Raw genomic sequence first — 25,652 nt, forward strand, 5'->3', positions numbered from 1 at the left:
CGGCATGTCGTCGGCGGACATCGACCTCGTCCTCTCCTCGCTGCGGCCCTACATCCCCGGCGCGCTGCTGCGCCGCCTGGAGGATACAGAGGCGCACGCGCTGCCTCCGGTGGAGTCGGTGCGCGGCGCCATCCTGGTGCTCGACATCGCGGGCTTCACGCCCATCGTCGTCGGGCTGAGCGGCGAGGGGCCTCGCGGCATCGACGCGCTCCAGCGCCTCCTGGAGAGCTACTACACGGAGATGATCGACGTCGTGAAGGAGCACGGCGGCGACATCTACCAGTTCGCCGGAGACTCCATCCTCGCCTGCTTCGAGCCCGCCGCGAGCGAGGGCGACGCGGAGGCGGTGGGACGCGCGGCGCGGTGCGCGCTGGACGTGCAGCGGCGGCTGGCGCGCTTCTCCCGGCTGGAGTTGTTGGGACAGCGCTTCGCGGTGTCGTCGCGCATTGGCATCGGCGTGGGGGAGTCGCACCGCATCGTCCTGGGTACGACGGGCATGTGGATGCACCCGGCGCTCGTGGGCCACCCGCTGGAGCAGGCGGTGGCCGCGGAGAAGCGGGCCCGCGTGGGAGAGGTCCTCCTGAGCCGCGAGGCGTGGGCGCTCCTGCCGGACCTGGCCCGGGTGGGCGAGGAGCGGGACGGCGCCTTCCGCCTGGAGCCCTCGGTGCCGCTGGAGGCGCGGGCTCCGCCCACGTTCGTCTCCCCTGGTGGCGAGGAGCTGGTGGGCCGCTGCGCGCTCCTGCTGCACCCGGTGCTCTTCACCCGCATCACCACGGCGCACCAGGAATTGGGCGGGGACTTCCGAGACCTCACCTGCTTCTTCCTGCGATTCAAGACGGACCATTCGCCGTCGGAAATCGAGGGCTTCACCCGCGAGCTGAACGCCTTCTACGAGCACGTCCAGCGAGAGAGCGCGCATCACGGCGGCGTGCTGCTGATGACGGACTTCACGGACAAGGGCAACGTCCTCTACGTCCTCTTCGGCGCGCCCACCGCGCAGCAGAACAAGGAAGTGCTCGCCAGCCGGCTGGCGTGCAAGCTGTTGCGTGAGCGCGAGTCCTTCCCGTACGTGCGCGAGCTGCAGATTGGCATCGCCACGGGGCACGCCTACTTCGGGGACATGGGCTCGCCCTGGCGCAAGGGCTACTCGGCGCTGGGCGAGGTGGTGAACCTGGCCGCGCGGCTGATGACGTACGCGGACGGGGTGGGCATCCACATCGACGCGCAGACGGAGCGCAAGCTCCAGGTGGGCGGCTTCACCACGGAGTTCGTGGAGGACGCGACGCTCAAGGGCGTCTCCCGCGCGGTGCCCGTCTACCAGCTCAAGGGCGAGGTGCGCCGCAGCCTCTTCATCAAGGGGCGGGGCGGCATCGTCGGGCGCGGGCGCGAGCTGGGGCAGCTCCACGCGGCGGTGGAGGAGTCGCTTTCGGGCAGTGGCCGGCTGTGCGTGGTGTCCGGCGAGGCGGGCATCGGCAAGTCGCGGCTGGGCGCCAAGGTGGTGGAGGAGGCGGAGTCGCGCGGCGCGCGCAGCCTGTACGGCATCTGCTACTCGTACGAGATGTTCACGCCCTTCTTCCCCTGGAAGGAGGTGCTCGTGCAGCTCTTCGGCCTGCACGAGGGCGACGACGTGGACGCGCAGCTCGCGCGGCTGCGGCAGGGGTTCGACGGGCTGGAGGACGCGGGCCCGGAGTGGATTCCGGTGATGGCCGCCCTGCTGGGCCTGAGCGTGGAGGAAGACGCTGCCACGGTGGGGCTGGACGCGCGGCACAAGAACCAGAAGGTCTTTCAAATCATCTTCCAGCTCCTGGAGAAGCACGCGCGCAAGACGCCGCTGCTGTTGTTCTTCGAGGACCTGCACTGGGCGGACAACATCTCCGTCGACCTCATCGAGTACGTGGCGGCCCGGCTCGCGCCGCTGCGGCTGACGCTGCTGGTGACGATGCGGCCCGGTGAGCAGCTGCGCAACGTGCGCGACGACATGCCGGGGTTGTGCCGGTTGGACCTGTCCAGCCTGGAGGACGAGGACACCCGCGCGCTCCTGCGCGTCCACCTGCGCATGGAGCCGCCGGACACGGCGCTGGAGGACGTGCTCCTGTCCAAGGTGCAGGGCAATCCGTTCTTCGCGGAGTCCATCGTCCAGGGGCTCGTCGAGGGCGGCTACCTGGGGCCGGTGTCGCCGGGTGCGTCGCGGCGGGAGCTGAAGCGGAGCCTCCAGACGCTGGTGCTGCCGGACTCCATCCAGGACGTGGTGCTCGCGCGCATCGACCTCTTGAGCGAGACGGAGAAGCTGGTGGTGAAGGTGGCGTCCGTCATCGGCCGCATCTTCACGCTGGACGCGGTGGCGGCGCTCGCGCCGGGCTCGGTGTCCCGCCAGCGCATCCGCGAGGCAATCGACACGCTGACGCACCTGGGCCTCATCCTCCTGGAGGTGGAGGAGCCCTACACCTGCATCTTCAAGCACATCGTCATCCGCGACGCGGCCTACAACACGCTCATGGTGTCGTCGCGGGAGGACCTGCACCGGCGCCTGGCGCGCTTCCTGGAAGCCCGTGCCGGTGAGAACACGGCGGCGTCCGCCGGCATCCTCGCCTTCCACTTCCTCGCCGGGAACGACGAGGTGAAGGGCCTGGAGTACACGCTGATGGCGGCCCGCGGGGCGCGCGGTCAGTACGCCAACGACGACGCCCTCCACCACTACAACCGCGCCATCGAAATCCTCGCCGGCACGGTGGAGTTGGACCCGGACGAGGTGCTGCTCAAGACGCGCCGGGTGATGCAGGAGCTGGCGGAGACGCTGCTGCAGGCGGGCAACTACGCGGGCGCCATCCACATGTTCGAGCAGTGCCTGGCGGACGAGGAGCTGGTGTCACGCCGCGCGGAGCTGCACCTGGGCCTGGGGCGCGCCCATCAGGAGAAGGGCGAGTCCAAGCGGGCCATCCAGGAGCTGGAGCGGGCCATGGAGTTGATGGGGCACCGCACGCCGGGGAGCCTGCCCGCGCTCGTGGTGCGCACGCTCCTGGCCTTCGGGCTGCACCTGCTCTACGCGCTGTTCCCCTGGTTGGCGCGGCCCCTGGGCTCACGGCTGCCGCTGTACCTCAAGCAGCTGACCACGCTCATCTCCCTCATCAAGATCTACTACTTCAAGGACATCGCCAAGCTCACCTGGGCGACCATGGTGGCCACCATCATGGCGGAGCGCTCGCGCGGTGAGCGGGGCCTGAGCCTGGCGAGCAGTTATTACGGCTCGCTCTTGTTCGGCTCGGGCTTCCTCGGGCTGTCGAAGCGCTGGTGTCTGCGCGCGCTGGACTACGCGCGGCGGGCGAGAGATCCCTCGGCGGAGGGCATCGCCCTGAGCCGGCTGGCCACGCTGTCCGTCTTCAGTAACGACCTGGCGCAGGCGACGCAGTACGCCGAGCAGGCCATGTCCCTGCTGCGCCAGGTGCGGGACATGTGGGAGGTGCAGACGGGGCTGATGATGCTGGGCTCCAGCCAGTTCCTCGCCTCGCGCTTCGAGGGGGCCGAGCGGGCCTTCGTGGAGATGGGGAAGATGGGCGAGGAGCTGCACGCGCTCATGCACCAGGGGTGGGCACACTCGTGGATTCCCATGTGCCGCTACCTGCGGGGCGAGGGCGAAGTCGGCGAGCTGTGCGCGGAGCTGGAGCAGGGCCTGCGCATCAGCATCGAGGTGCAGGACCTGGCCAACCAGTGCGCCAGCCTCAACCACCTGGTCAACGTGACGGTGCGCGAGCATCAGGTGGAGGAAGCGGGGTTGATGGCGGTGCGCGCGGACGAGGCGCTGTGGCGCTACCACGTGCTGGTGCCCTTCCTCCACATTGGCCTGGTCGACGCGGCGGAGGGCGCGCTGTTCGCGCTGGAGCAGGGCGCGGTGGCGGTGCCCCAGGAGACGCTGTGGGCCATCATCCGTCGCTGCCTGTTCAAGGCGCGGCTGTTGGGGCGGCGCTACCCGTACCTGAAGGGGCCCGCGATGCGGGTGACGGCGCGCGCGCTGGCGCTGAAGAAGGGCGGCAAGGCGGCGGAGTCGCTGTTCCTTCGCGCCATCGCCTTCCTGGAGGACACGCCGAACCGGTGGGAGACGGGCGTCGCGTACCATGACGCGGCCGTGGCGCTGCCGCACCGGCGCGTGGAGTTCCTGGCGCGGGCGCGCGACATCTTCCAGTCCATTGGCGCCCAGGCGGAGCTGCGGCGCCTGGACCGGTTGGAGGCGGAGCTGGGCCTGACGCCGCCTGCCCCGGTGGAAGCGCCTCGCGCCGTCGCGCTCAGGTGATGCGCTGGGGCTGAAGTCCGAGCGCCGCCATCTGCTTCGTGTCCCAGTCCTCCAGCGCGTCCATGCCGGCGATGTAGTGGCGGGCCGGGTTCTTCAGCGGGTTGCGGATGCTGAGGATTTCGGGCCCGGCGAAGAGGATGGTCTGCTTGTAGCGGGGCAGGTTGCTCAAGGTCAGCTTGGACCAGTAGTGCCGGGCGATGTTCGGCAGGCTCCCCAGCTGCGCGCAGAGCCGGTGGAAGTGGTCCACGACCTCGGAGGGGTGCAGGTTCTTCGGCCGGTGGCAGAGCGTGTAGCCGTCGTAGTCGCGGCTGACGGTGCCGGGCAGGAGCCGGTCCTCGGCCTGCAGCTCGCGGAAGAACGGCGTCTCCGGGTAGGGGCTGACGATGCCGAGGAACGTGACGGAGAAGTACTGCAGGTCCGCGAGGTACTCGGGGATCTTCTCCAGGTACTCATTGGTGTCGCCGTCCGAGCCGACGATGAGGCCGAAGGACAGGAGGATTCCGGCGGAGAAGGTGCGGCGGATGACGGCGTCGACCTCGGAGAGCGTGTTCTGCCCCTTGTTCATCGCCTTGATGGACTCGGGGTTGAGCGACTCCAGACCGGTGTACACGTAGCGGCAGCCGGCCTTGGCCATCAGGTTCACCAGCGACGCGTCCTTGAGGACGTTGAAGGTGAGCGCGCAGCCCCAGGTCTTCTTGAGGGGAATCAGCGCCTCGCACAGCTCGCGCAGGTACTTGGGCGAGCCGCCCAGGTTGTTGTCGAGGAAGATGAAGGCGTCCTTCATCAACCCCAGGTAGTTGGGGTTCCAGCGCATGCGCGTCTGGATTTCGTCGATGACCTGCGCGACGGGGCGGTAGCGGTAGCGCTCGTGGCCGGTGAGGACGCAGAAGTTGCAGCGGAACGGGCAGCCGCGTGACGCCTCGATGCCGGGCAGGCGCACCTTGTTGTTCGTGAAGTCGATGAGCTCGTAGCGATACGGCTGGATGGCGGTGGGGCCGAGCGAGGGCCGCTCGTAGCGCTTCTGGAGCTGGCCCTTCTCGAAGTCCGCGATGAGGGCGGGGACGTTGGACTCGGGCTCGCCGGTGATGACGGCGTCGAAGTACAGCGCCACGTCGTCGGGGAAGTGCGTGGCGTGGCGGCCGCCGGCGACGGTGGTCATTCCGCGCTGGCGGAACAGCGTGGAGAGCACCTTGGTGTGCTCGTAGTAGGAGTGCAGGTACGAGAAGAAGACCAGGTCCCAGTGCCGGTCCAACGGGATGTCCACCTCCTTCTCGTTGAAGACCTCCACCTCCGCGTGCTCGGGGCACAGGCCGGCGATCAGCTCCGGCACGGAGGACTGCATGATGGAGGGTTCCTTGATGCGCAGGCGCGTGGGGTGCGTGTACGTGGCGATGACGGCGATCCGCATGCGAGGCTGTGGCTCCAGGATGAAGCGGCGCGAGCGAGGATTCGCCGTCGACAGTCGGAGTCTCCCCCTCGTGAGACCGTGTTCCCAGAATCCTCCGGGTGAGCCGTCTTGGCAAAATGACAGCGACTGTGTCCCGATGGACCCCCGCGTGTTTCAGGCCCCAGCTGGGGGGCGGGTCCGCAATTTCTCCCGGAGACATTCCGCCAATTCGGAACACAGCTGCTCGGGGAAGCCCGACAGGCCCGGCGTGTCGTTGCACTCCAGCAACACGAAGCGCCCCTCCTGCGTCTCCAGGAAGTCGAGCGCGACGATATCAGCCCCCAGGTGCTCCAGGGCCCGCCGGGTGTAGCCCACCAATTCCTCGGGAGCGTCGATGACCTGGTGTTTTCGCGTCTGGACGTTGGCCTTCCAGCCCGCGCCCGCGCGCGACATGGCCCAGAACTGGTCCCTGATGGCCAGGCAGCGCACGTCCCGCCGGTAGTCGATGTAGGGCTCGACAGCCGCGTAGTCATCGGCGGCGAACAGCAGGTCCGCGACCTCGAACCACTCGGACTCTTTTCGCACCAGCGCCTTCCCGTAACCGCCATGGTGGTTACCCACCTTCACGACGAACGGCGCGGGTCGGGCAATCCGGCGCACCATGTCGTCACCGAGCGCGACGTCGAAGGGGATGACGGGCAGGCCCGCCTCGCGAAGCTCGGCGAGCATGGACAGCCGGTCATGACAACGCACGAGCGTCTTCGCGGGGTTGACACACGGCACGCCGCTCAGTCGCACCAGGTCCAGGACCGTGCGATGGCGCGGGTCCGGACGGATGGCGCCCACGCGCCAGAAGACGCCGTCGACTCGCACCGCCGCCTCTCGGGTGATGCACCACAGGATGCCCTCGCGCAGCACCCAGGCGGAGTCCTGGAGTCGGACCGGGATGACCTCGGCCTCCGGGAACCAGGTCGGCCAGTGCCGCTCGCCGTTGACGACCACGATGTTGGGACGCATCTGTTCTCCGGAAAGCATCCACTGTTCGGAGGCTGGGGAAAAAGCGCCAAGGCGTCCGAGTGTACGGGCCTTGTTTGTTTTACGGCGACACCCCGACGGGGGCTCGCGCAATGTCTGACATCGTCCACGCTCGCCTGCGCGCGCGCCACGTCGGGTAGGCATTCACTTCGCGTCGCAATGTTTGAAGCGTCACTCGAATAGGCCACCTGGGGTGCGTTCTTTCTCTAGGATGACTGTGTCCGCGGTGACCCGCTCGCGACGCTCCCCCTCGACTCCTCACCCAACGAGCCCCCCTCATGCCCGTGACCTCCTGGAACATTGATTCTTCCCATTCCTCCGTCCTGTTCATCGCCCGCCACATGGTGGTGGCGCGCGTGCACGGCCGCTTCGAGCGCGTCTCCGGCGTGCTGCGCGTGGACGCCGAGCGGCCGACCCAGGGCGAGGTCGAAGTGAGCGCGGAGACGGCCAGCATCTACACGGGCGCGCCGGACCGCGACACGCACCTGCGCTCGCCCGACTTCCTCGACGCCGAAGCCGCGCCCAGGCTCACCTTCCGCAGCACGAACCTGGAGCCCACCGGAGGCTCGGGCTTCCGGCTCCTCGGTGAGCTGACCATCCGCAACGTGACGAAGCCCGTCGTATTCGAGGCGCGCCACACGGCCACGTCGAAGGACCCGTGGGGCAGCACGCGCCTCATCTACACGGCCAAGGGCACCATCAACCGCTCCGACTACGGCATCCGCTGGAACAAGACGCTCGACAACGGAGGGTGGCTCGTCGGGGAGAAGGTGGACATCGAACTGGACATCCAGGCCTTGCCCGCCGCGAGCTGAAGACGCGGCTCAAGGCGAGGGAAGGAAGTCGGCCAGCACGGCGGAGTGGTCCGAGCCGCCAAACCCACCGCCTCCTTCCCGCGCCGCGCGGAACGAGCCCGGCACATAGGTGCCGCCCGCCGCGTTCGCGACGAACAGATGGTCGATGGCCTGCTTCTGCCCGGAATAGACATAGGTCCAGGTCTGGTCGTCCGGCCGGTCCTTCGCCACGCGCAGCAGCTGTCCATCTCGCTCCATGGCGGTGATGGGCGCCGAGCCGGGCACGTCGTTGAGGTCGCCGCCCATCACCACCAGCGCCTTCGGCGCGCGCGCGGCGGCCTGAGCGACGATGGTCCGCGTGGTGTCCGCCTCCGCGTAGCGACGGCCCGGGTCGTCATCCACCTTCGAGCGGAAGTGCGCGGCGAAGACGATGACCTCCTTGCCGTTCACGTCCAGATGTACCTCCAGCAGCTCGCGCGAGAAGCGCGTCGTCGAGCCATCCGGTCGCGTCAGGACGCGGTCCCGATGGCTTCCCACCGAGGTGATGGGGAAGGCGGACAGCACCGCCACGTCCACGGAGGCCGTCCCACCCGTCTCGCCCAGCACGGCGTGAGGAAACTCCGGCAGCCGCGCCTGGAGCGCGTCGAGCCCCACCTGGGTCTCCACCTCCGAGAGCAGCACGATGTCGGCGTCCAGCGTGGTGAGGGAACTCGCCAGCCGACCCACCTGGGCATCGAAGACGCCCGGCGTGGGCAGGGCTTCATACTCGGAGCCGCCGCACTTCCCTGAGTCGCAGACGGTGTCGAAGAGGCGATGAACGTTGAACGCCGCGATGCGCACGCTCCCCTCGGGCCGGACGACCTGGCCGCCGCCACAGGTGCCGGAGGGACACGGGTTCACCGGGCCTGGATGCTCCGGAGGAGGCCGCCCCTCACAGCCGAGGACGCCGAACAGCAGGCCCATGAGCAGCGGAGCACGGCGAAGAGAAGAGACGCACGCGCCGATGACTGCGGAGCGGTGCGGGCCACGGATGGGGAGCAGAGGCATTCGGGCGGGCACAGTACCACCGCGAAGTGGACCGGCCCCCGACGGCGAAGTGTCTCCGTCCTCGATTGCACTCGGGGCATGAGCTGCTAGGTTGCCGCGCGCCGTTGACGCCACCCGTCATTGTCTCAAGGGCGACCTCTCGTCGGGTCCCCGAGGGAGCGGGCGGTAGGGTGCTCGCGACGGGTGGGCGAGGTGACACTCCCCCTGGGATGTGTCGCCGGTTACGCCTTCATCAGGGATGCTGGGCGTGTACGGATGGTGCTGACTCTGTGGCTGGAGGCGTGGACATGTTCTGGGAGATTCTCATTGGCGCCGCGGTGATGACGCTCGTCACGGTGCTCTTCACGGGGCCCGGGATGTGGAGCTCCAGTTGGGGCTGGAAGAACGACAAGCAGAAGGGGAAGGACTCGTCCAAGCCGGACGTGTAGCCCCAGCGCTCCGGGTGCGGCCGGGCGAGCGTTTGGCCCTACGGCTCCGTGGCCACCATGCCCAGCCGCTGGCGAGCGCGGACCACCCGGGTGTCCAGCTCCGCGCGCTGCTCCTCGCTCAGCTTCGCGCGGCCCTGGCCCACGCCACCCTGGTGGATGAAGGTGCCTCGGCCCTGGAGCGCCGCTTGCGGCCCGCGCATGTCGAACCGCTCGTTGTGCTGCTTCATGTACGCGATGCCGCACCGCTCCAGGATGTCGCCCAGCCGCGACTCGTCGATGGGCAGCTCGCAGAACGCGGCCACGCGCCTGACGCCCGCCTCCAGGTTCTCAATCAAGTCCTCGTAGCGCACGTGCAGGACGTTGGCGTCCTTCCGGTGCGGCCACCAGGACTCGAGGTGCCCGAGCCACGGGTCCTCCACGTCCATGATCACCCGGAAGTAGCCCTCGAAGGGCAGGGGCGTGGCCTCCATCAGACAGTGGTGGTGGTAGAGCGAGCCCAGCGAGTCCGCCGCGTTGCGCGTGACGTAGATGATGCGGCTGTGCCTGGGCGGCTTGAGCTGCTGGAAGGGCAGGTGCGACTTCAGGATGCGCGGTGAGGGCAGCGAGTCCAGCAGGGGCTCCGTGGTGGCATCGCGGGGCAGGAGCTCCAGGAAGGGTGACACCTGATTGATGTGCTCGAACTCGCCCCGGCCTTGCGTGATGAGCTGGAAGACAATCATCTGCATCCACGTCGTTCCCGCCTTGGGGCTGGTGGCGATGTAGATGTCTCCGCGTCGCGGTTTGAGCCAGACATATCTCAGACGCACCCACCGGAGCCATTCGGCGGTCGCCAGCAGCCGCCCTGACAGCCACGTGAGTCCGATAATGGATTGACGCAGCAGGGAGCGCAGCCAGGGGCGACTGCGCGGCACGGAATGAGCCGGTGACGACATGAACGACGCACTATGCACACTCACGTCGACACAACCAATGCAGGATTGGCGTGGCTCGCGGAGGCGTCCCGGGAATTGGAAATTTTCAGTAAGCTAGTCGCAGACACCAGGGCAATCCGCACCCCCTGTGTTAGGGGAGCAGGAGTCCGTGGGGTCGTCGACGCACCGCGCATCAGGTCCGGAGGCGACGCAGCCGCCGAGGAAACCCCCGCAGCACTCGACGTAGCCGGCGGGAACGTCGCAGGTCGACGGGTAGGCGGAACAGTTCCCCGTCGCGGACCGGGCGAAGACGGTCACCTGCACGCACGCCCCTTCGTCGTCATCGTCGGAACCACAGGCGCTCCACAGCAGCGCGCCCAGCACCCAACCTGCCAGCGTCAGAGTCTTCATGAGGGGCATCCTCTCATCATTCCACGAGCATCCGCTTCACCGGTGCGGGGTCCACCGCCACCATGAGGGGCCGGGTGAAGTTGGTGAACGAGACGAGCGCCTGTCCCGGGGCCAGCCGGGAGACCCGATTCCAAAGACTCTCGTCGATGCCTCCCACGGCGCGTTGCATGCGCGAGATGACCGAGCTGTCCGTGATTTTGTGGATGATGAAGTTGTTCAGCAGGCCCAGCACCTCGTTGGGGAGGTGCTGGGGGAGCTGCGTCACGAAGACGAGGCTGAGCCAGCGCTTGCGGCCGCGCTTGGCGATTCGCGCCACCTGCTCGAAGAGCACGGGCATCTGGGAGATGCGGCTGGCGGACAGGAACTCGTGGGCCTCCTCGATGACGATGAGGACGGGGGTGACGTCCTGCGCGTGGGCGTTGGCGCGCGCGTAGCGGGCCTCCTGGGTCTCCTGGATGCCTCGGAGGATGTCCGCGATGACCAGGTTGTTGAGCTGGGGCGAGTCGGTGTCGGACAGGTCGATGACGGAGACGCGGCCCGCGGTGAGCATGGCGCCGTAGTCCACCTTGGGGACATTGCCGACATCGAAGATGTTCAGGCGCCTCAGTCGGTGGAGCTTGCTGGCCAGGGCCTTCCAGCTGATCTCGTGCTTGCTGCTCTGCGCCATGACGCGGTTCATCACCCGGCCGGGGTTGCCCCGGAACTCGCTGTACAGGGAGGGGCCTCTCGGCGGGGCCTCCTCCGCGGCGAACAGGTCCTCCGTGCCGGCGTCCTTGCGTGACGGGCCGCGCGCGCGGCCTTTCGTGTCCGCGCGGCCCTCGTCGCTGAGGCTGTAGATGTAGGCGCTCACGACATCCAGCAGGTGCTGGATGGTCATCTTCGGGTAGCCGGTGGAGAGCTCGTCGACGTCCAGGGCCTGCCGCTGTTCGTCCGGGCTCGTCGGGAAGATGCCGAAGTCCTCCAGCAGCAGCTTGGTGACGTCGTAGGCCTTGAGGAAGCGCTCCTGCTGCGCGTCCGACATGTCGAGAATCTCGGCGAGCGCGTAGGGGGACAGGCTGGAGAAGCCCAGTGAGAAGCCGTGCAGGTTGCGGTGTCTGGGATTGAGGCTGGCGCGCCCGGTCAGGTGGTGGATGTGGAGGTCCCTGACGCCTTCGGCCTTCAGTCCCCGGCGCCGGAGCGCCTCCAGCATCGCCGCGTGGTCAGTGGGGCGGTCCACGTGCGTGTACTCACCCTCCACGTCGAAGACGATGGTGGCGATGCCCTGGGACTGCGCGCGGTGCAGCAGTGTGGCGACGGTGGTGGACTTGCCGCCGCCCGTCGTCCCGATGATGCCGGTGTGGCGCGGGAGGATGGCCTTGTCGCGCGGATTGAGCCGGGCCTCCATCTTCTCGTAGCCGACCACGACGCCCAGGCACAGGTCTCCGCCCACGCCGAGCACGCGGGCGCTCTCTTCCTCGTCGAGGCGGAACACGGGACTCTGCGGCCGGGGGCGGAAGCGCGGGGGCTTGAGGGCGCCCTCGATTTCCTCGCCGAGCAGCTCCACCTCCGCGCGCCCGTGGTAGTCGAAGGTGTAGGTCACCCGCTTGCCCTGCGTCACCACGCCAATGGCCATGGGGGAGTTGGCGGCAACGGCGTTGGGTTCGGCGAAGGGGCCTCGCACGACGACGCCCAGGTAGGTGCGTTGGTCCTCGCGCGACTTGATGCGCACGAGCGTCTGTGAGGCCAACAGATGCAGGTCAGCCCGGGTGAGGAGGAGCGTGACGAGGTTGTCCTCGCTGGAGGCGGTGTCGAAGTGGGTGAAGGCCACGGCCTTCAACAGCTCCGCCTCCTCCGGAGAGGCGGGCTTTGCTTCGCTCTTCAGGGCATCCAACTCCTCCAGTGTCTCGGGCGGCGTCGGGCGGATGACGTCGTTGCGCCGTGCCTCCGGACCGCGAGGGGGAGGCGCTGTCGGCGGCGCCTCGCGACGGGGTGGCCCATTCTCCCGCGCGGACGGCGGAGGGCGAAGGTCGCGAGGGTCCGGGCCTCCATACTGCGACGCGCGCGATGTCGAGAAGGTGGGCGGCAGGTTGGACGCGGGTCCACGTGGCGCGGGCCCGGGGCGCGTCGCCGTGCCATTCGAAGTGGGTGCGCGCCGGGGCCCGTCCTCCCACGGTGCCCGCGTTCCCTGCGGCCGTGACGGCTTGTCATTGTCAGACATGACTCCCTCCCCCTACCTGCGTTGCTTGTGGCCGCTGAAGTACTGGAGTCCCGCGCCGTTCAGCGTGTAGGCCTCCTGGATGAGGCCCTGGAAGCCGTCTTCGCCAAAGGCGCCTCGACAGGTCGTCTCGGCCACGTCGAGCAGCAGGGGGAAGCCGCGCGCGGGGCGCAGGAGGCTGTCCGCCATGGCGATGCGCGCCGCCATGTGGATGTGCTCGCGGTGCGCATGGAACAGGCGGGGAGGCGCCAGCCCGGAGGTCCGGAACACGCCGGTGAGAACCTCCGGACAGCACTCCTGCACGAAGTCCTCCACGCGCCGCAGGCTGCCGGGGTCATATTGCCATCGCCCGAGGACCTGCTCGCCGAAGCGTTCGAGTGACTCGATGACCACGTATTCGCCGGGCTGGAGCGAGCTGCCCAGCGTCAGCCAGCCCCGGTCCTCCAGCACGGAGTTCACGAACACGAACTTCTTGTGCCGGAGGATGAGCCGCCGCAGCGTGCCGAGCGACGCGTCCAGCAGCCGCAGATATCCGGAGCCTGTGAGCAGGTCATACGCACACGGATTGCCCTGCCCGATTCGCCACTCCGCGCTCGACTTGTCCACCAGGGCCGACCGCTCCGCGTAGGCGCGGATGCCTCGTCGGGCCAGCCGGGAGTAGGGCGCCGCTCGCGCTGAACTGGAGTTCTCCTGCCGGCGGTCGATGCAGGCGTAGACCTCCTGGAGGAGGTTGCTGTGCTTCTCCGCCATCTCCTTGCGGAACAGGCGCTGGGAGAAGGTGCCCGCGGTGCCCTCGTAGCCGACGATGGCGATGCCAATCTGGGTGATGCCGATGGGCAGGCTCTCGTAGGACGCGAAGGTGCCATTCACCGCCTCCACCCGGCCCGCGAACAAGAGGGTCTGATAGATGGTCTCCAACTGGTCGGCGGTGGCCTGGTACAGCCCTGCTTCCCGAGGCCCTCCCGGTCGTCCGCTGATGAGCGGGAGGATCTCCGCGCGGATGATGGCGCGCAGCTGGTCTTCCTTGCTCACGGCCTGGGCGAGCTCCTGGCGGATTCGCGTCATCACCCGCTCGAGGTCGAACCCTGGGAGCCAGGTGTCGAGGTCGAGCGTCGTGCCCAGGTCCTCGCCATAGTCGGCCAGGAAGTCCTCGTCGCCATACAGCTCGTCATGGTCCCCACCCGCCATGTCTACCTCCGGGCTCCGCCCAGCATCTCCACGAGCGAGAATCGCTGGGGACGCTGCCGGGGGAGCAGCAGTTGGATGTACTCGCGCGCTCCCCACGGGGTGAGCCCGAACCGCGCGGAGAGTCGTTGGGCGCGCGACTCCACGGGCCCGTCGCTCAAGGTCTCTTGCGCGTATGAAGCGGGCGCCAGCAGCTCATAGGCCAGCCGGTCCGCGCGTCGCTCGGCCTCCACCACCTTGGAGGTCTGGATGGTGCCCGAGGGACTCCGGTCCATGAGCTTCACCTGGACCCCGAGGGGTACGTCGTCGAAGTGGGAGGACAGCACTTCTTGTGGCGTCGGCGCGCGCAGTCCGTCCAGCACTGGCTGAATCGACGCGCCAAAGGCCCTCAAGGCCCAGGCCCGTGGCAGCAGATGGTCGAGCACGAAGTGGGCGACCTCGTGTGCCAGGGTGAAGCGCTGCTCCTCGGGAGAGTCCTGGCTGTCCAGGAGCAGCATGGCGTTTCCCACATGGGCCACCATGCAGCCATGCAGCCCGCGCTCCGTGTCCGCCACCCGGTGATGGACGCCTCGCTTCGCGAGCCACCGGCTCACGCCCCCGGAGGTCAGGTTCGGGAGCGACTCGAGGGAGACGTCGAGGAAGCCATCCACCTCCGCGTCCAGGTTCCTTGGAAACACCTGGGGCACGGGCAACCTGGACGTCGCCACGGCCTCCTCCAGCCAGCGCCCCGTCATGAGTTCGTCTCGTCCTTGTCGGAACGGTCTCTCGCGGCCACCAGCAGGGAGTTCTCACCAGTGCCCCCGCCGTTTGCTCCTGCTTGCCCCAGAGCATCCATGACCTGCCCGCGCCGGAGAACCCGGGTGAGCCGCCGGAGATCCACTTCAAAACGTTTCGCGAGCTGGGCCACCTGCTCGGAAAAGGCCTCACGCTCCGGACGTCGACAAAGTGACAGCCATTGGACTTGTTCCTCCGTGCAGTCCAGGTCCTCGACGAGCTGCTCCCAGGTGCGCTCTTCCAGTTCGCGGTAGCGCTCGAATGCATGGCCGAGCGTCCACGGCTCGCGTGCGCTGCGCCGTGCCGCCTGCTCCAGCCAATCAGGGGTCGACATCGACATCCTCTCTTCCCAGGCGTTGCAACCGCTTCATCAGGCGGTCTCGGTGGCGCTTCACCTGACGTCGGCGCTCGTCCTCTGGCAGTGGTCCCAGGCCGAGCGCCACCGCGAGCCGCTCGGTGGAGCCTTCGCCCTGGAGGACGAGCCGCAGGAACGCTTGCTCCTCCGGGACGAGCCCAGAGCTCTCCAGCCTGTCCATGAGCAGACGTGCCTCCACCGTGGCCTCCAGGGCCTCCTTCGGAGACCGGGCCACGAGTTCGAATTCACCCGCGTATTTTTGTTCGCGCAGCTCCCGCTTCTCCAGGGTGCGGCGTCGGTCCAGGGCCCGCTTCTTGGCGATTTGCGTCAGATAGGTGGAGAGCCGGCCCCGGTGCGGGTCGAAGCGCTCGGGGGCCTTCAGGTAGTGGAGCACGGCGTCGATGGCGGAGTCGTGAGCGACCTCCCGATGACGACACGGCACCTCGCGGTCCAGCACGTGGATGATGACGTCCATGAAGGCGCGATGGACCTCCGCGGGAGCTGTGACGTCTTTCTGGAGGATCTTCGCGTGCAGCGCCTCTTCCTCCGCTTTCGATGGATAGCGCATCCCCACACCTCGCCGGGAGCTTGTTGCTCCGTTCACGCAATGACCGCGTCGTGTGTGCTCATTCGGCACCGTTCCATGGAGTTCGACGTGCGCGCGACCGGGCATTGTCGTCAGAGGTTGTTACCGGACAGGCTCCGCGTCTGTACCTCCTGGGTGGTATGCCCATGAGGACAGGGTCGCGAAGACGTCGCCGCACTTCGGTGCCTTGCGACGAAAGGGAAGGGGGACGGCGAAACGCCGTGCCTGGACCCATTCGCCGTGTGAGGACCCATGTCATCACTGACCTGCCGAGTCGCGACCACCCAGCGTGAGTTGGATGACGCGCTTCGTGTCCGCTGGGCTGTCTTTGGAGGAGAGCTGCGCTTGCTGTTGGGAGCGCCGCCACCGTCGCGGCGTGAGGTGAGCTGCTTCGACACGTTGGAGACCACCGTGCACCTGGTCGTCTACGCGGGCGTGGAGCCGGTGGCGACTTCGCGCCTGCTGTTGCCCAACGCGGAGGTGGCGCGGGTGACGGGGGGACCGCTTGGCATCGAGCTGGAGCAGAAGCTGGACCTGGAGGGTGTCGGCGGTCCGGGGCTCGTGTTCGCGGAGAGCACGCGCTTCTGCATCTTGAAGCGCTGGCGACACTCGGAGGCGTTGCTCCGGTTGCAGGCGGGGCTCTACGAAGAGAGCCGTCGGCGCGGGGTGACGCACTGGATTGCGTCCGCCAACATGGAGACGGACTCGGCGGAGGATGCGCGGCTCGTCGTCGAGGTGGCGTCGCGTCGGAGCTGGGTGAGTTCGCGCTGGCGGGTCCGTGCGCTCCAGGCGTCCCAGTCGCCGGAGGCTCCGAGCGCGCTGCTCTACAGTGCCCTGGAGCGAGAGAGCGCGGCGCGGGGGCTATTCGACGGACTGCGCATGCCCCCGGTGCTGTCGTTGTTCGCGCAGAAGATGGGCGCGAGGTTCGTCGGTGCTCCGCATTACGACGCGGGCTTCCGTCGGTTCTCCCTGCCGCTGGTGGCCGCGCTGGATGACGTGCCGACGAGCACGCTCGCGCGGTTCGCGGACCTGGACGGAGACGTGCTGCGCGCGGGGTAGGCCGGACCTGTTTCCCCTTCACTTCGGTTCAATTCGACCGGAAGCCGACGAGGCTCCGGACAGGAGACGTGCGTGCGGACACAGAATGAGAACGATTGGGTTGCGGCGCTGGAGCAGGAGGCGCGTGGGCTCGTGCGAGTGCTGGACGAGAACCCCGCGGCGCGGCGGCTCTTCGAGGGGCGTATCGACTCGGAGGGGTATGCCCACTATCTGGCGCAGACGTACCACTACGTGCGGTGGACCACGCCGCTGCTGGAGGGCGCCGGGTTGCGGATGCGTCGGCTGGGTTTGCACCCCGCGTTGGCGGAGCTGCTCCTGAGCAAGTCCGACGAGGAGCATGGGCACGAGCGGTGGTTGCTCGCGGACCTGAAGAACCTGGGCTGGTCGGCCGAACGGGTCGAGGCGACGGAGTGCTGCGCCGCCGTGAAGGCCTATGTCGGGTGGAACCAATACACGACGCGGGCGGGAGTGCCGACGGCGTTCCTCGGGACGGCGTATGTGTTGGAGTCGCTGTCCGTGCAGCGGGCGGGTGCGACGGTGGAGCGACTCATCGCCGCCGAGCGCATCCCGAACATCCGCAAGGCCGTGACGTTCCTGCGCGGGCACGGAGACGTGGACGGAGACCATGTCGAGCAGCTCGCCGAGGTGTTGCGCGCGCTCGAAGACCCGGAGGAGCAGGCGGCGCTCATCCTCTCCGCGCGCACCACGCGCGTGCTGTATCCGGGCTTCTTCCGGGAGCGATAGGGGCTGGCGCTACCACCCAGGGGGTAGAGACGCGGTGCTCAGTGAATGCGCATCCTGCGACTCGAAGACAGGGGCCTGGGAGGAGAGGGGGGGCGCCTCCTGGCGTCCCTGTCTTCATTCACCCTTCACGTCGAGGAGAGCCATGAAGCGCTACATCACGGGGATTCGTTTGAGTGGTGGAACCGGGCTGGAGCACATCACCGAATTCAGGTGGGACGAGGGCGAGAAGGGCCAGCGCGACGGCCAGAGCAGTCGACCGGTGATGGTGCAGTGGGTGCAATCCGGCAACAGCGCGTTCGTCAAAGCGAAGCCCGGAGTCGACGTCCGGGTCGTTCCCGTGAATGCGAACCCGCCCTACCTCCGCACTGAAGCGAACGAGACGACCACGGACAACCTGCTCAAGCTTCCTCACTTCTGATGCCGTCGCCGCCGCCCGGCTCCTCCATCAGCGGGCGGCGGTGGCGCGGGTCTCTCACACGGGCTTGAGGCGCCGAGCCGCCTCATAGAAGAGGTCGGTGCGCTTATCCATGCTCAGCTTCTTGAAGCTGGTCTTGATGTGCGCCTTCACCGTGTAGAGGCTGATGCCAAGTTCCTCGGCGATGCGTTCGTTGCTCAGGTTTTCGAGCATCAGCATGACAACTTCGCGCTGACGTTGAGTCAGCCTGGCACCCAGATCCCCAGGAAGGGGGACGGCGTGGGGAGACTCCTCAAGCACGATGGCCCACAGGTGCGAGCCGTCCTCCGTCGGCATGCGAGCGAAGGTCGCCGTCAGCAGTCCGTCGGGACGCAGGAAGGTGAGCGTGTCCGGGGCAGAAGGCGGGGCTGTCTCCGCACGATCCAAGAGCTTGAGACGCTCCACCAGCTTCTTGGGCAGGCCTGAGCCGTCGCGGTCGGAGGGCATGAACCAGCGCTCCATCAGGAACTGGGCGCGCTGCGTGCGGAACTTCTCAAGCCCGGGAGAGACCACAACGACGTATGCGGCATCCCGGCGCTGGAAGAGGACGTCCAGGAGGCGGCTTCCGATGGAGGTGGACTCGAACGTGCGGCAGTTGAGAACGGCCTTCGCGAGGAGTGGCGTCAGCCACTGATGGATGGCGCGGTCCCTGTCGGAGAAGGGGAGGGGATGATCGCGGTAGAGCGTGAGACCGGCGTGCCACTCCGGCTGGAGTGTCAGCAACACCGCTTGGACATGCTGCAATCGGAGCGACAGCTGTTGGCTCCGTCGATACAGCGCGGTCTTCTTCATCGTCCCCGGCGGAAGCATCTCGACATCGCGGAAGACTGTTCCAGGGGAGCTGAAGACGGCGGGTCTCACGAAGTCGACAGGGGCCAGTGCGGCATATTCCGCGAGCAGCCTCGCGGGGCCACCGCTCACCATCCAGTCATAGTCCGATGGTCGTCCAGGTCGGGAGACGCAGAGTGCGACGCAGTCCGCGGCGACCAGCTTGGGAAGGGATTCCTGTAGTTGTCCCAACAGCGCGGGCAGGTGAACCGAGCTGATCAGCCCCTCCATCAGGCCGGAGAAGATTCGCTGCTCGTGTGAAGTGAGGTCGACGGCCAGTTCCATCCGTCCTCCAACGCGCGGAGGTGTCCCCGCGCGAGACCACGATGTCCGGCTTCACGTCGCATCCCGCCAGAGGCCCTCGCCCCGCGTCCAGCGAGCGGAGTGCCTGGCTTCTCGCGGGCAGGCAACCAACCAGGCAAGACGCCCACTTTTCATCAACACAACCGCCCCGTGGGGTCACCCGGGCATGTCAGAGGCGCGGTGTAAGGGTGATACTTCATGGACTTCGCGACGCTCGAAACCCTGCGACTGAAGCATCCCGCATGGCGGCTGCTCGTCGCGGACCACGCCTCCCTCATCGTCAGCTTCCTCCACCGCGTCTTCGTCGAATCCAACGCCCGCGCCACGCCCCAACGGGAACTGGTGCTGCGCCTCGAAGACCATCTGCACGCCCTCCGGGAGCGGCGCGGGGAGGCCGCGTTTCCTCGAAGTGCTGGCGCGTATCTCGACGAGTGGGCCGCCGACAGCGCGGGCTGGCTGCGCAAGTTCTATCCGCCCGACACGGATGAACCGCACTTCGACCTGACGCCCGCGGCGGAGCGCGCCATCCGCTGGTTGAGCCAGCTCACCGAGCAGCCCTTCGTGGGCACCGAGTCCCGATTGCTCACCGTCTTCCATCTCCTCCAGGAGATGACCGAGGGCACCGAGCCCGACCCCGAGGCCCGGCTCGTGGAGCTGGAGCGCCGCAAGGCCGAAGTGGAGGCGGAGATCGCCCGCGTGCGCGCCGGCCACCTGGACCTGATGGATGAGTCCGCTCTCAAGGACCGCTTCCAGCAGATGTCCGACACCGCGCGCGGACTGCTGTCCGACTTCCGGGCGCTGGAGGATGGCTTCCATGCGCTGGACCGGCGCGTGCGTGAGCGCATCGCGACGTGGGAGGGAACGCGCGGCGAGCTCCTGGAGACGGTGCTGGGCGAACGAGACGCCATCAATGGCTCCGACCAGGGGCGAAGCTTCCGCGCCTTCTGGGACTTCCTCATGTCCCCCGAGCGCAAGGAGGCGCTCACCCGGAACCTGGAGCGCGTGCTGGCCCATCCCGCCATTCAATCGCTCCAGCCGGACTCGCGCCTGCCGCGAATCCACTTCGACTGGCTGGAGGCGGGCGAGCACACCCAGCGCACCGTGGCGAGGCTGTCCGGTCAGCTCCGCCGCTTCCTGGATGACCGCGTCTGGTTGGAGAACCGCCGCATCCTCCAGGTGCTGCGCGGCATCGAGAAACACGCCCTCGCCGTGCGCACGCGGCCTCCCGCCGTGTCCCTCATGTCGCTCGACGAGCTGGCACCCACGCTCGACCTTCCGCTGGAGCGTCCCATGTACTCACCGCCCGCGCGCACCCGGATGGCGGACGAGGAGGTGCTGGAGGCGACCGAGGACGTGCCCTCCGAGGCCCTCTTCAACCTCGCGTTCATCGACAAGGCGCGGTTGAAGACGCACGTCCGCGAGGCCCTCCAGTCACGCGAGCAGATCTCCCTGGCGGAGCTGGTGCGGGAGCACCCCTTGCAACACGGCCTCGCGGAGCTGGTCGTCTACCTGAGCCTGGCCTCCGAGGACAGGCGCTCCTCGGTCGATGAGGCCCGTACGCAAGAACTCTTCTGGACCGACGCGAGCGGCCACCCGCGCCGCGCCACCCTTCCCCTGGTGCTCTTCCTCCGATGACGACCCCCGCTCCGCGTCCCTCCGAAGGTCCCGATGCCCTGTCACTCGTCGTGGTCTCCCTCTTGAAAGGTGTTGTCTACCGCGAGGACAACTCCGCGCTGTGGCAGTCCCTGCTCCAACTGCAAGCCCGCGTGCGGGACCAGGTGTCCGTGCTGGGCATGCGGTTGATGCTCGACGAGTCGGAGGGCCACGCGTTCTTGCGACAGCGCTCGGAGGGGGAGGGCACATCCGAGCTGCCCCGGCTCATCGCGCGCAGACAGCTGGGATATGGCCTGAGTCTGTTGTTCGCGCTGCTGCGCAAGAAGCTCGCGGATGCGGACGCCGCGGCGGGTGGCGGTCGGTTGGTGCTCCGGCGCCATGAGCTGCAAGAGCTGGTGAGGCTGTTCCTCCCGGATGGCACCAACGAGGTCCGGTGGGTGGAGCGCGTGAATCAGGACATCGAGCGGGCGCTGGAGATGGGGTTCCTCCGAAGGCTGGGGGAGGAGGACACCTTCGAGGTCCGCCGCATCCTGAAGGCATTCGTCGATGCGCAGTGGCTGGAGGACTTCGAGCAGCGGCTCGCGGCCTACCGCGACCAGCTCGTCGAGAAACAACCCGGAGGTGTGGAATGAGCACGGTGCGTCCTCTCACGCAGGCGGACCTGTTGGATATCGGCGCCCCCAACGAGCGCGCGGGGTTTCGACTGCGCCGGTTCGAGGTCTACAACTGGGGCACCTTCCACGACCGCGTGTGGCACCTGGAGCTCCAGGGCGAGAGCGGACTGCTCACCGGGGATATCGGCTCGGGCAAGTCGACGCTGGTGGACGGCCTGGTGACGCTGTTCGTGCCGCCCCAGAAGCTCGCCTACAACAAGGCGGCGGGCGCGGAGGCCCGGGAGCGCTCACTGCGCTCCTATGTGCGAGGCCAGTACAAGTCCGAGCGCGGCGAGGGAGGGATGGGCGCCAGGCCCGTCTTCCTCCGCGACGCGCCGACGTACTCGGTGCTGCTCGCCCACTTCCACAACGAGGGTTATGGCCAGGACGTCACGCTCGCCCAGGTCATGTGGATGCGCGAGCCGGAGGGCCAGCCCGCCCGGCTGTACGTGGTCGCGGATGGGAAGCTCTCCATCACCGAGCACTTCTCTCGCTGCGGCTCGGACCTGAACGCGCTGAAGAAGCGCCTCAAGGACCTCTCGCGCGAAGTCCATGAGACGTTCCCTCCGTATCAGGCGGCCTTCCGGCGACGTTTCGGGCTGGAGAACGAGCAGGCGTTGGACCTGTTCCTCCAGACGGTGTCGATGAAGTCCGTGGGCAACCTGACGGACTTCGTGCGCCAGCACATGCTGCCTCCCTTCGACGTGGAGACGCGGCTCGCGGCGCTCATGGGTCACTTCGATGACCTCCACCGCGCGCACGAAGCGGTCCTCAAGGCGAAGCGGCAGGTGAGCCGACTGGAGCCGCTGGTGGCGGACCATGAGCGCTTCACCGCCCTGTCCACGGAACTCGACGCGCTGCGAAGCTGCCGCGACGCCCTGCGGCCCTGGTTCTCCGAGCAGAAGGCGCGACTGTTCGAGGCGCGGCTGGCCAGCCTGGAGGCGGAGCGCGAGCAGGTGCGCCTCCAGGCGGAGCAGGTGCGGGAGCAGCGCGAGCGGCACGGGGCGGACCGGGACAGGCTGCGTCAGTCCATCTCCGCCAACGGGGGAGACCGCCTGGAGACGGAGAAGGCGGAGTTGGTGCAGCGCAGACATGAGCGGGACGAGCGCCTGCGGAAGGCGGACCGCTACTCGCGGATGGCCCAGGCCGTGGGCCTGCCAGCCGCGACGGAGCTGGAGGTCTTCCTCTCCAATGCACGCTCGGTCCAGCTCCAGCGCGAGGCGACCGCGAGCGAGCTGGCGGAGGTGCAGAACACCCGCACGGAGGTCGTCATGGACCTGCGTGACATGAAGAAGGCGCACGAGGCCGTGTCCGTGGAGCTTGAGGCGCTGCGTCGTCAGCGCTCCAACATCCCGGCGCGCTTCCTCCATCTCCGGGCCCGGCTGTGCGCGGACCTCCAACTGTCCGAGGACGTGCTCCCGTTCGCCGGAGAGCTGCTGCGAATCCGCGACGAGGCGCGCGACTGGACGGGTGCCATCGAGCGCGTGCTGTACTCGCTGGGCGTGTCCCTGCTGGTGCCTGACTCCGACTACGCGCGGGTCAGTCAGTGGGTGGACCGCACCCATCTGAACGAGCGGCTCGTCTACTACCGCGTCCGGGAAGAGGGCCTGACGCGGGTGCCACCGGCGCGGCCCGAGTCCCTTCCGCACAAGCTCGCCCTCAAGCCGGGCTCCAGCATGGCGCCGTGGCTGGAGGCGCAGCTCGCCCGGCAGTTCGACTACACGTGCTGCGACACGACGGAGCAGTTCGTGCGCTCACGTCAGGCGCTCTCTCGCTCGGGACAGGTGAAGTCGGGCGGGGAGCGGCACTTGAAGGACGACCGGCGCCGCATCGACGACCGCTCGCAGTGGGTGCTGGGCTGGACGAACGACACCAAGCGTCAGGCGCTGGAGTCGGAGTCCCGCGCCTTGGAAGCGAGAATCCAGGCGGCCACCGCGCGGTGGGAGGCGCTCGAACAGCGCCACGCGCGGCTGCAGACCCAGGGCGAGCAACTGGGCCAGCTCGCCGTCTTCGACACCTTCCGGGAGCTCGACTGGCGTCTGGTCGCCAGCGACATCCAGCGGAGGGAGGAGCGACTCAAGGCCCTGGAGGGCGAGTCCGACGTGCTCAGGGGTTTCGAGCGGGAGCTCGACGCCGTCGAGAAGGAGCTGGCGGCGACCGAGCAGGCCTTGAAGGCCGTGGAGAAGCGCCAGGGACGCCTGGAGGAGAAGGAGGATGCGACGCGGCGGACGCTGACGGCGTGCCAGCGAACGATGGGAGAGACGTCAGAGTCCATCCGGGCCTGCTACCCGCGCGTGGCCACGCTCTGCGCGGAGGGGCAGGGGGGCGCGGCGCTCGAAGCGGACGCGTGCGACGAGCGGGAGCGGCAGGTGCGCGAGCGGCTCCAGGCGCGCATCGACAGCGAGGCGCGCAAGCAGGAGCGGGTGCGGGATGCCCTCCTTGCCGCGATGCAGGCGTATCGCACCGAGTTTCCGCTGGAGACCCAGGAGCTGGCGGCGAGCCTGGAGGCCGCGGCGGAGTACGTGGGGCTGCTCGGCTCGCTGCGCGCGGACGACCTGCCGCGCTTCGAGGCGCGCTTCAAGAGCCTCTTGAACGAGAACACCATCCGCGAGGTGGCCAACTTCCAGGCGCAGCTCCACCGGGAGCGCCACGGCATCCGCGAGCGGGTGGACACCATCAACCGCTCGTTGCGGGCCATCGACTACAACCCGGACCGCTACATCGTCCTGGAGCTGGTGCCGACGGCGGACGCCGACATCCGCGAGTTCCAGCAGGACCTGCGCGCCTGCACGGAGGGCACGCTCACGGGCTCGGAGGATGACGCGTACTCCGAGCAGAAGTTCCTGGAGGTGAAGCGCATCATCGAGCGCTTCCGGGGGCGAGTGGGCGAGGCCGACGCGGATGCGAAGTGGACGCAGCGGGTGACGGACGTGCGCAACTGGTTCAGCTTCTCCGCCTCGGAGCGCTGGCGCGCGGATGACCAGGAGCACGAGCACTACGCGGACTCGGGCGGCAAGTCGGGCGGACAGAAGGAGAAGCTCGCGTACACGGTGCTGGCCGCGAGCCTGGCCTACCAGTTTGGCCTGCAGTGGGGCGAGACGCGCTCGCGCTCGTTCCGCTTCGTGGTCATCGACGAGGCCTTCGGGCGCGGCTCGGACGAGTCGGCGTCGTATGGGCTGGAGCTGTTCCGCCGCCTGGACCTGCAACTGCTCATCGTGACGCCGCTGCAGAAGATTCGCGTCATCGAGCCGTACGTGGCCAGCGTGGGTTACGTCCACAACGAGGAGGGCCGCCGCTCCCGGGTTCGCAACCTCACCATCGAGCAGTACCACGCCGAGCGAGAGGCCCGGAGCGCATGAGCCGGGTGCTCGCATGGACCACTCCGGCGAACGTGCGGGAGCAGGTCCGGCGCGTCTGGGACTCGGGCCGCATCCTCTCGGCCCCGCTCTCCGGCGAGGCGCTCTTTCCGTTGAGCCTGCGCCTGCGCCGGCCAGAGGGGGCGGAGCTGGCGGCCCGGTTCGACGAGGCCCGCCAGTGGGTCCGTGAGTGGGAAGGCGAGTCCCAGGGCGGCTCGGGTTTGCACGTGGAGTGGTCGGAAGTGCGCCACCGCCAGCTCGGAGCGAACCGGGTGCCCCGGTGCGTCATCGTCCCCACCCGGGAGAGCGCGCTCGTGTTGTTGCGCAAATCGAGCGAGGCCCGGCGCTTCGACGCGCTGGCGAACCAGACGCTTGCTCGCTTCCCGTCGCTGCGCGAGTGGTTGGTTCGGCGCCCCCAGGTGCTCCTGGAGCGCGAGGCCGAGTGGGCGCGGGTGCTCGTGGCGTTGGACTGGTTCCTCACCCACCCGCACTCCGGGCGGTACATGCGACAGGTGGACCTTCCTGGGGTGGACTCGAAGTTCATCGAGAAGCACCAGGGACTCCTGATGGACCTGCAGGAAGAGGTGCAGCCGTCAGTGCGCGAGCGCCTCCCGGTGCGTGACTTCGCGTCCCGTTTCGGCCTGCGCACGAAGCCACTCCGCGTCCACTTTCGCTTCCTGGATCCGGCCCTCTATCTCGAAGGCCTGTTGTCGGACCTGACCGTGACGGTCTCCGAGCTGGCGGCGCTGCGGCCTCGCGTCGAGCGCGTGTTCATCACCGAGAATGACGTCAACGGCCTCGCGTTCCCCTGTGTCCCGCGGAGCCTGGTCATCCTCGGCCTGGGATACGCGCTGGAGCCGCTCGGCGCGTTGCCCTGGCTGTCCTCGACCTGCGTGTACTACTGGGGCGACATCGACACGCATGGCTTCGCCATCCTCGACCGATTGCGCGCGCACCATCCCCGCGTCCATTCCCTGCTGATGGACCGCGACGTGCTGCTGGCGCACACGGCGCACTGGGTGGAGGAGGACAAGCCTCACCGGGGCACGCTGTCGCGACTCACCGAGTCGGAGGCCGCGCTCTACGAGGACCTTCGCCATCAGCGGCTGGGCGAGCGCGTCCGACTGGAGCAGGAACACATCGGCTTTCGCTGGGTGGAGAACACCCTGGCCCGACTGTCCGCGTGAGTCAGGAGATGCCCCGGTTCGCTCGGGGACTCGTGTCTTGACGCACTGGGACCGCTTCGCTA

Annotated in this window: 20 protein-coding genes; 10 read left to right on the top strand and 10 right to left on the bottom strand. The window is 68.2% G+C overall.

Going from position 1 to position 25,652, the window contains the following annotated elements:
* Positions 1 to 4 precede the first annotated feature (4 nt).
* Positions 5 to 4,285: an AAA family ATPase gene (locus HUA75_RS08595; protein WP_141644758.1), complete on the top strand. Its 4,281-nt coding sequence runs from the start codon at positions 5 to 7 to the stop codon at positions 4,283 to 4,285.
* Here the strand turns inward: HUA75_RS08595 and HUA75_RS08600 are convergent.
* Complete coding sequence (locus HUA75_RS08600; RefSeq protein WP_174486085.1) at positions 4,278 to 5,693, bottom strand: radical SAM protein; 1,416 nt, start codon at positions 5,691 to 5,693, stop codon at positions 4,278 to 4,280. The genes HUA75_RS08595 and HUA75_RS08600 overlap by 8 nt on opposite strands.
* A gap of 153 nt (positions 5,694 to 5,846) precedes the next feature.
* Positions 5,847 to 6,689 carry a RimK family alpha-L-glutamate ligase gene (locus HUA75_RS08605; RefSeq protein ID WP_141644756.1) on the bottom strand — a complete coding sequence of 281 codons (843 nt, stop codon included), beginning with the start codon at positions 6,687 to 6,689 and terminating at the stop codon, positions 5,847 to 5,849.
* 296 nt (positions 6,690 to 6,985) lie between these two features.
* Between HUA75_RS08605 and HUA75_RS08610 the strand changes: the two genes are divergently transcribed.
* Positions 6,986 to 7,522: a YceI family protein gene (locus HUA75_RS08610; protein WP_141644755.1), complete on the top strand. Its 537-nt coding sequence runs from the start codon at positions 6,986 to 6,988 to the stop codon at positions 7,520 to 7,522.
* A gap of 9 nt (positions 7,523 to 7,531) precedes the next feature.
* Here the strand turns inward: HUA75_RS08610 and HUA75_RS08615 are convergent, their stop codons facing one another.
* On the bottom strand, positions 7,532 to 8,548 hold the full coding sequence (locus HUA75_RS08615; protein WP_174486086.1) for an endonuclease/exonuclease/phosphatase family protein: 1,017 nt from the start codon (positions 8,546 to 8,548) through the stop codon (positions 7,532 to 7,534).
* Positions 8,549 to 8,835: 287 nt separating this feature from the next.
* Between HUA75_RS08615 and HUA75_RS08620 the strand changes: the two genes are divergently transcribed.
* The gene (locus tag HUA75_RS08620; protein WP_174486087.1) at positions 8,836 to 8,976 is read left to right on the top strand and encodes a hypothetical protein; all 141 of its coding nucleotides are present in this window, start codon (positions 8,836 to 8,838) and stop codon (positions 8,974 to 8,976) included.
* A 38-nt stretch (positions 8,977 to 9,014) separates the two neighbouring features.
* Here HUA75_RS08620 and HUA75_RS08625 read toward each other — a convergent pair whose 3' ends face one another.
* The 6 genes from HUA75_RS08625 to HUA75_RS08650 form a co-directional block, all read right to left on the bottom strand.
* Entirely contained in the window at positions 9,015 to 9,908 is an 894-nt protein-coding gene (locus tag HUA75_RS08625) for a sulfotransferase domain-containing protein (protein WP_217445997.1), read from the bottom strand.
* A 406-nt stretch (positions 9,909 to 10,314) separates the two neighbouring features.
* Positions 10,315 to 12,495 carry an ATP-binding protein gene (locus HUA75_RS08630; RefSeq protein ID WP_174486089.1) on the bottom strand — a complete coding sequence of 727 codons (2,181 nt, stop codon included), beginning with the start codon at positions 12,493 to 12,495 and terminating at the stop codon, positions 10,315 to 10,317.
* Positions 12,496 to 12,507: 12 nt separating this feature from the next.
* Positions 12,508 to 13,680, bottom strand: a complete 1,173-nt coding sequence (locus HUA75_RS08635; protein WP_174486090.1) for a hypothetical protein — start codon at positions 13,678 to 13,680, stop codon at positions 12,508 to 12,510.
* Positions 13,681 to 13,682: 2 nt separating this feature from the next.
* Complete coding sequence (locus HUA75_RS08640; protein ID WP_174486091.1) at positions 13,683 to 14,411, bottom strand: ImmA/IrrE family metallo-endopeptidase; 729 nt, start codon at positions 14,409 to 14,411, stop codon at positions 13,683 to 13,685.
* Positions 14,408 to 14,791 carry a hypothetical protein gene (locus HUA75_RS08645; protein WP_174486092.1) on the bottom strand — a complete coding sequence of 128 codons (384 nt, stop codon included), beginning with the start codon at positions 14,789 to 14,791 and terminating at the stop codon, positions 14,408 to 14,410. Before HUA75_RS08645 ends, HUA75_RS08640 begins: the two co-directional genes overlap by 4 nt.
* Entirely contained in the window at positions 14,772 to 15,374 is a 603-nt protein-coding gene (locus HUA75_RS08650) for an RNA polymerase sigma factor (RefSeq protein WP_174486093.1), read from the bottom strand. Before HUA75_RS08650 ends, HUA75_RS08645 begins: the two co-directional genes overlap by 20 nt.
* 270 nt (positions 15,375 to 15,644) lie before the next feature.
* Here HUA75_RS08650 and HUA75_RS08655 point away from each other — a divergent pair, with 270 nt between their 5' ends.
* The 3 genes from HUA75_RS08655 (at position 15,645) to HUA75_RS08665 (ending at position 17,613) form a co-directional block, all read left to right on the top strand.
* Positions 15,645 to 16,451: a GNAT family N-acyltransferase gene (locus HUA75_RS08655; protein WP_174486094.1), complete on the top strand. Its 807-nt coding sequence runs from the start codon at positions 15,645 to 15,647 to the stop codon at positions 16,449 to 16,451.
* 72 nt (positions 16,452 to 16,523) lie between these two features.
* Positions 16,524 to 17,195, top strand: a complete 672-nt coding sequence (locus tag HUA75_RS08660) for an iron-containing redox enzyme family protein (RefSeq protein ID WP_174486095.1) — start codon at positions 16,524 to 16,526, stop codon at positions 17,193 to 17,195.
* 142 nt (positions 17,196 to 17,337) lie between these two features.
* The gene (locus HUA75_RS08665; protein WP_174486096.1) at positions 17,338 to 17,613 is read left to right on the top strand and encodes a DUF3892 domain-containing protein; all 276 of its coding nucleotides are present in this window, start codon (positions 17,338 to 17,340) and stop codon (positions 17,611 to 17,613) included.
* 54 nt (positions 17,614 to 17,667) lie between these two features.
* Here HUA75_RS08665 and HUA75_RS08670 read toward each other — a convergent pair whose 3' ends face one another.
* On the bottom strand, positions 17,668 to 18,762 hold the full coding sequence (locus HUA75_RS08670; protein WP_174486097.1) for a LuxR C-terminal-related transcriptional regulator: 1,095 nt from the start codon (positions 18,760 to 18,762) through the stop codon (positions 17,668 to 17,670).
* Between the two features lie 216 nt (positions 18,763 to 18,978).
* Here HUA75_RS08670 and HUA75_RS08675 point away from each other — a divergent pair, with 216 nt between their 5' ends.
* The 4 genes from HUA75_RS08675 to HUA75_RS08690 are packed head-to-tail and all read left to right on the top strand — an operon-like array spanning position 18,979 to position 25,590.
* Complete coding sequence (locus tag HUA75_RS08675; RefSeq protein WP_174486098.1) at positions 18,979 to 20,415, top strand: DUF3375 domain-containing protein; 1,437 nt, start codon at positions 18,979 to 18,981, stop codon at positions 20,413 to 20,415.
* Positions 20,412 to 21,026: a DUF4194 domain-containing protein gene (locus HUA75_RS08680; RefSeq protein ID WP_174486099.1), complete on the top strand. Its 615-nt coding sequence runs from the start codon at positions 20,412 to 20,414 to the stop codon at positions 21,024 to 21,026. Before HUA75_RS08675 ends, HUA75_RS08680 begins: the two co-directional genes overlap by 4 nt.
* Entirely contained in the window at positions 21,023 to 24,406 is a 3,384-nt protein-coding gene (locus tag HUA75_RS08685; protein ID WP_174486100.1) for an ATP-binding protein, read from the top strand. The genes HUA75_RS08680 and HUA75_RS08685 overlap by 4 nt, the downstream gene beginning before the upstream one ends.
* Positions 24,403 to 25,590, top strand: a complete 1,188-nt coding sequence (locus HUA75_RS08690; RefSeq protein ID WP_174486101.1) for a DUF3322 domain-containing protein — start codon at positions 24,403 to 24,405, stop codon at positions 25,588 to 25,590. The genes HUA75_RS08685 and HUA75_RS08690 overlap by 4 nt, the downstream gene beginning before the upstream one ends.
* The last annotated feature ends 62 nt before the right edge of the window (positions 25,591 to 25,652 follow it).

It is taken from the genome of Myxococcus sp. CA040A (assembly GCF_013336725.1).
Taxonomy (GTDB): domain Bacteria; phylum Myxococcota; class Myxococcia; order Myxococcales; family Myxococcaceae; genus Myxococcus; species Myxococcus llanfairpwllgwyngyllgogerychwyrndrobwllllantysiliogogogochensis.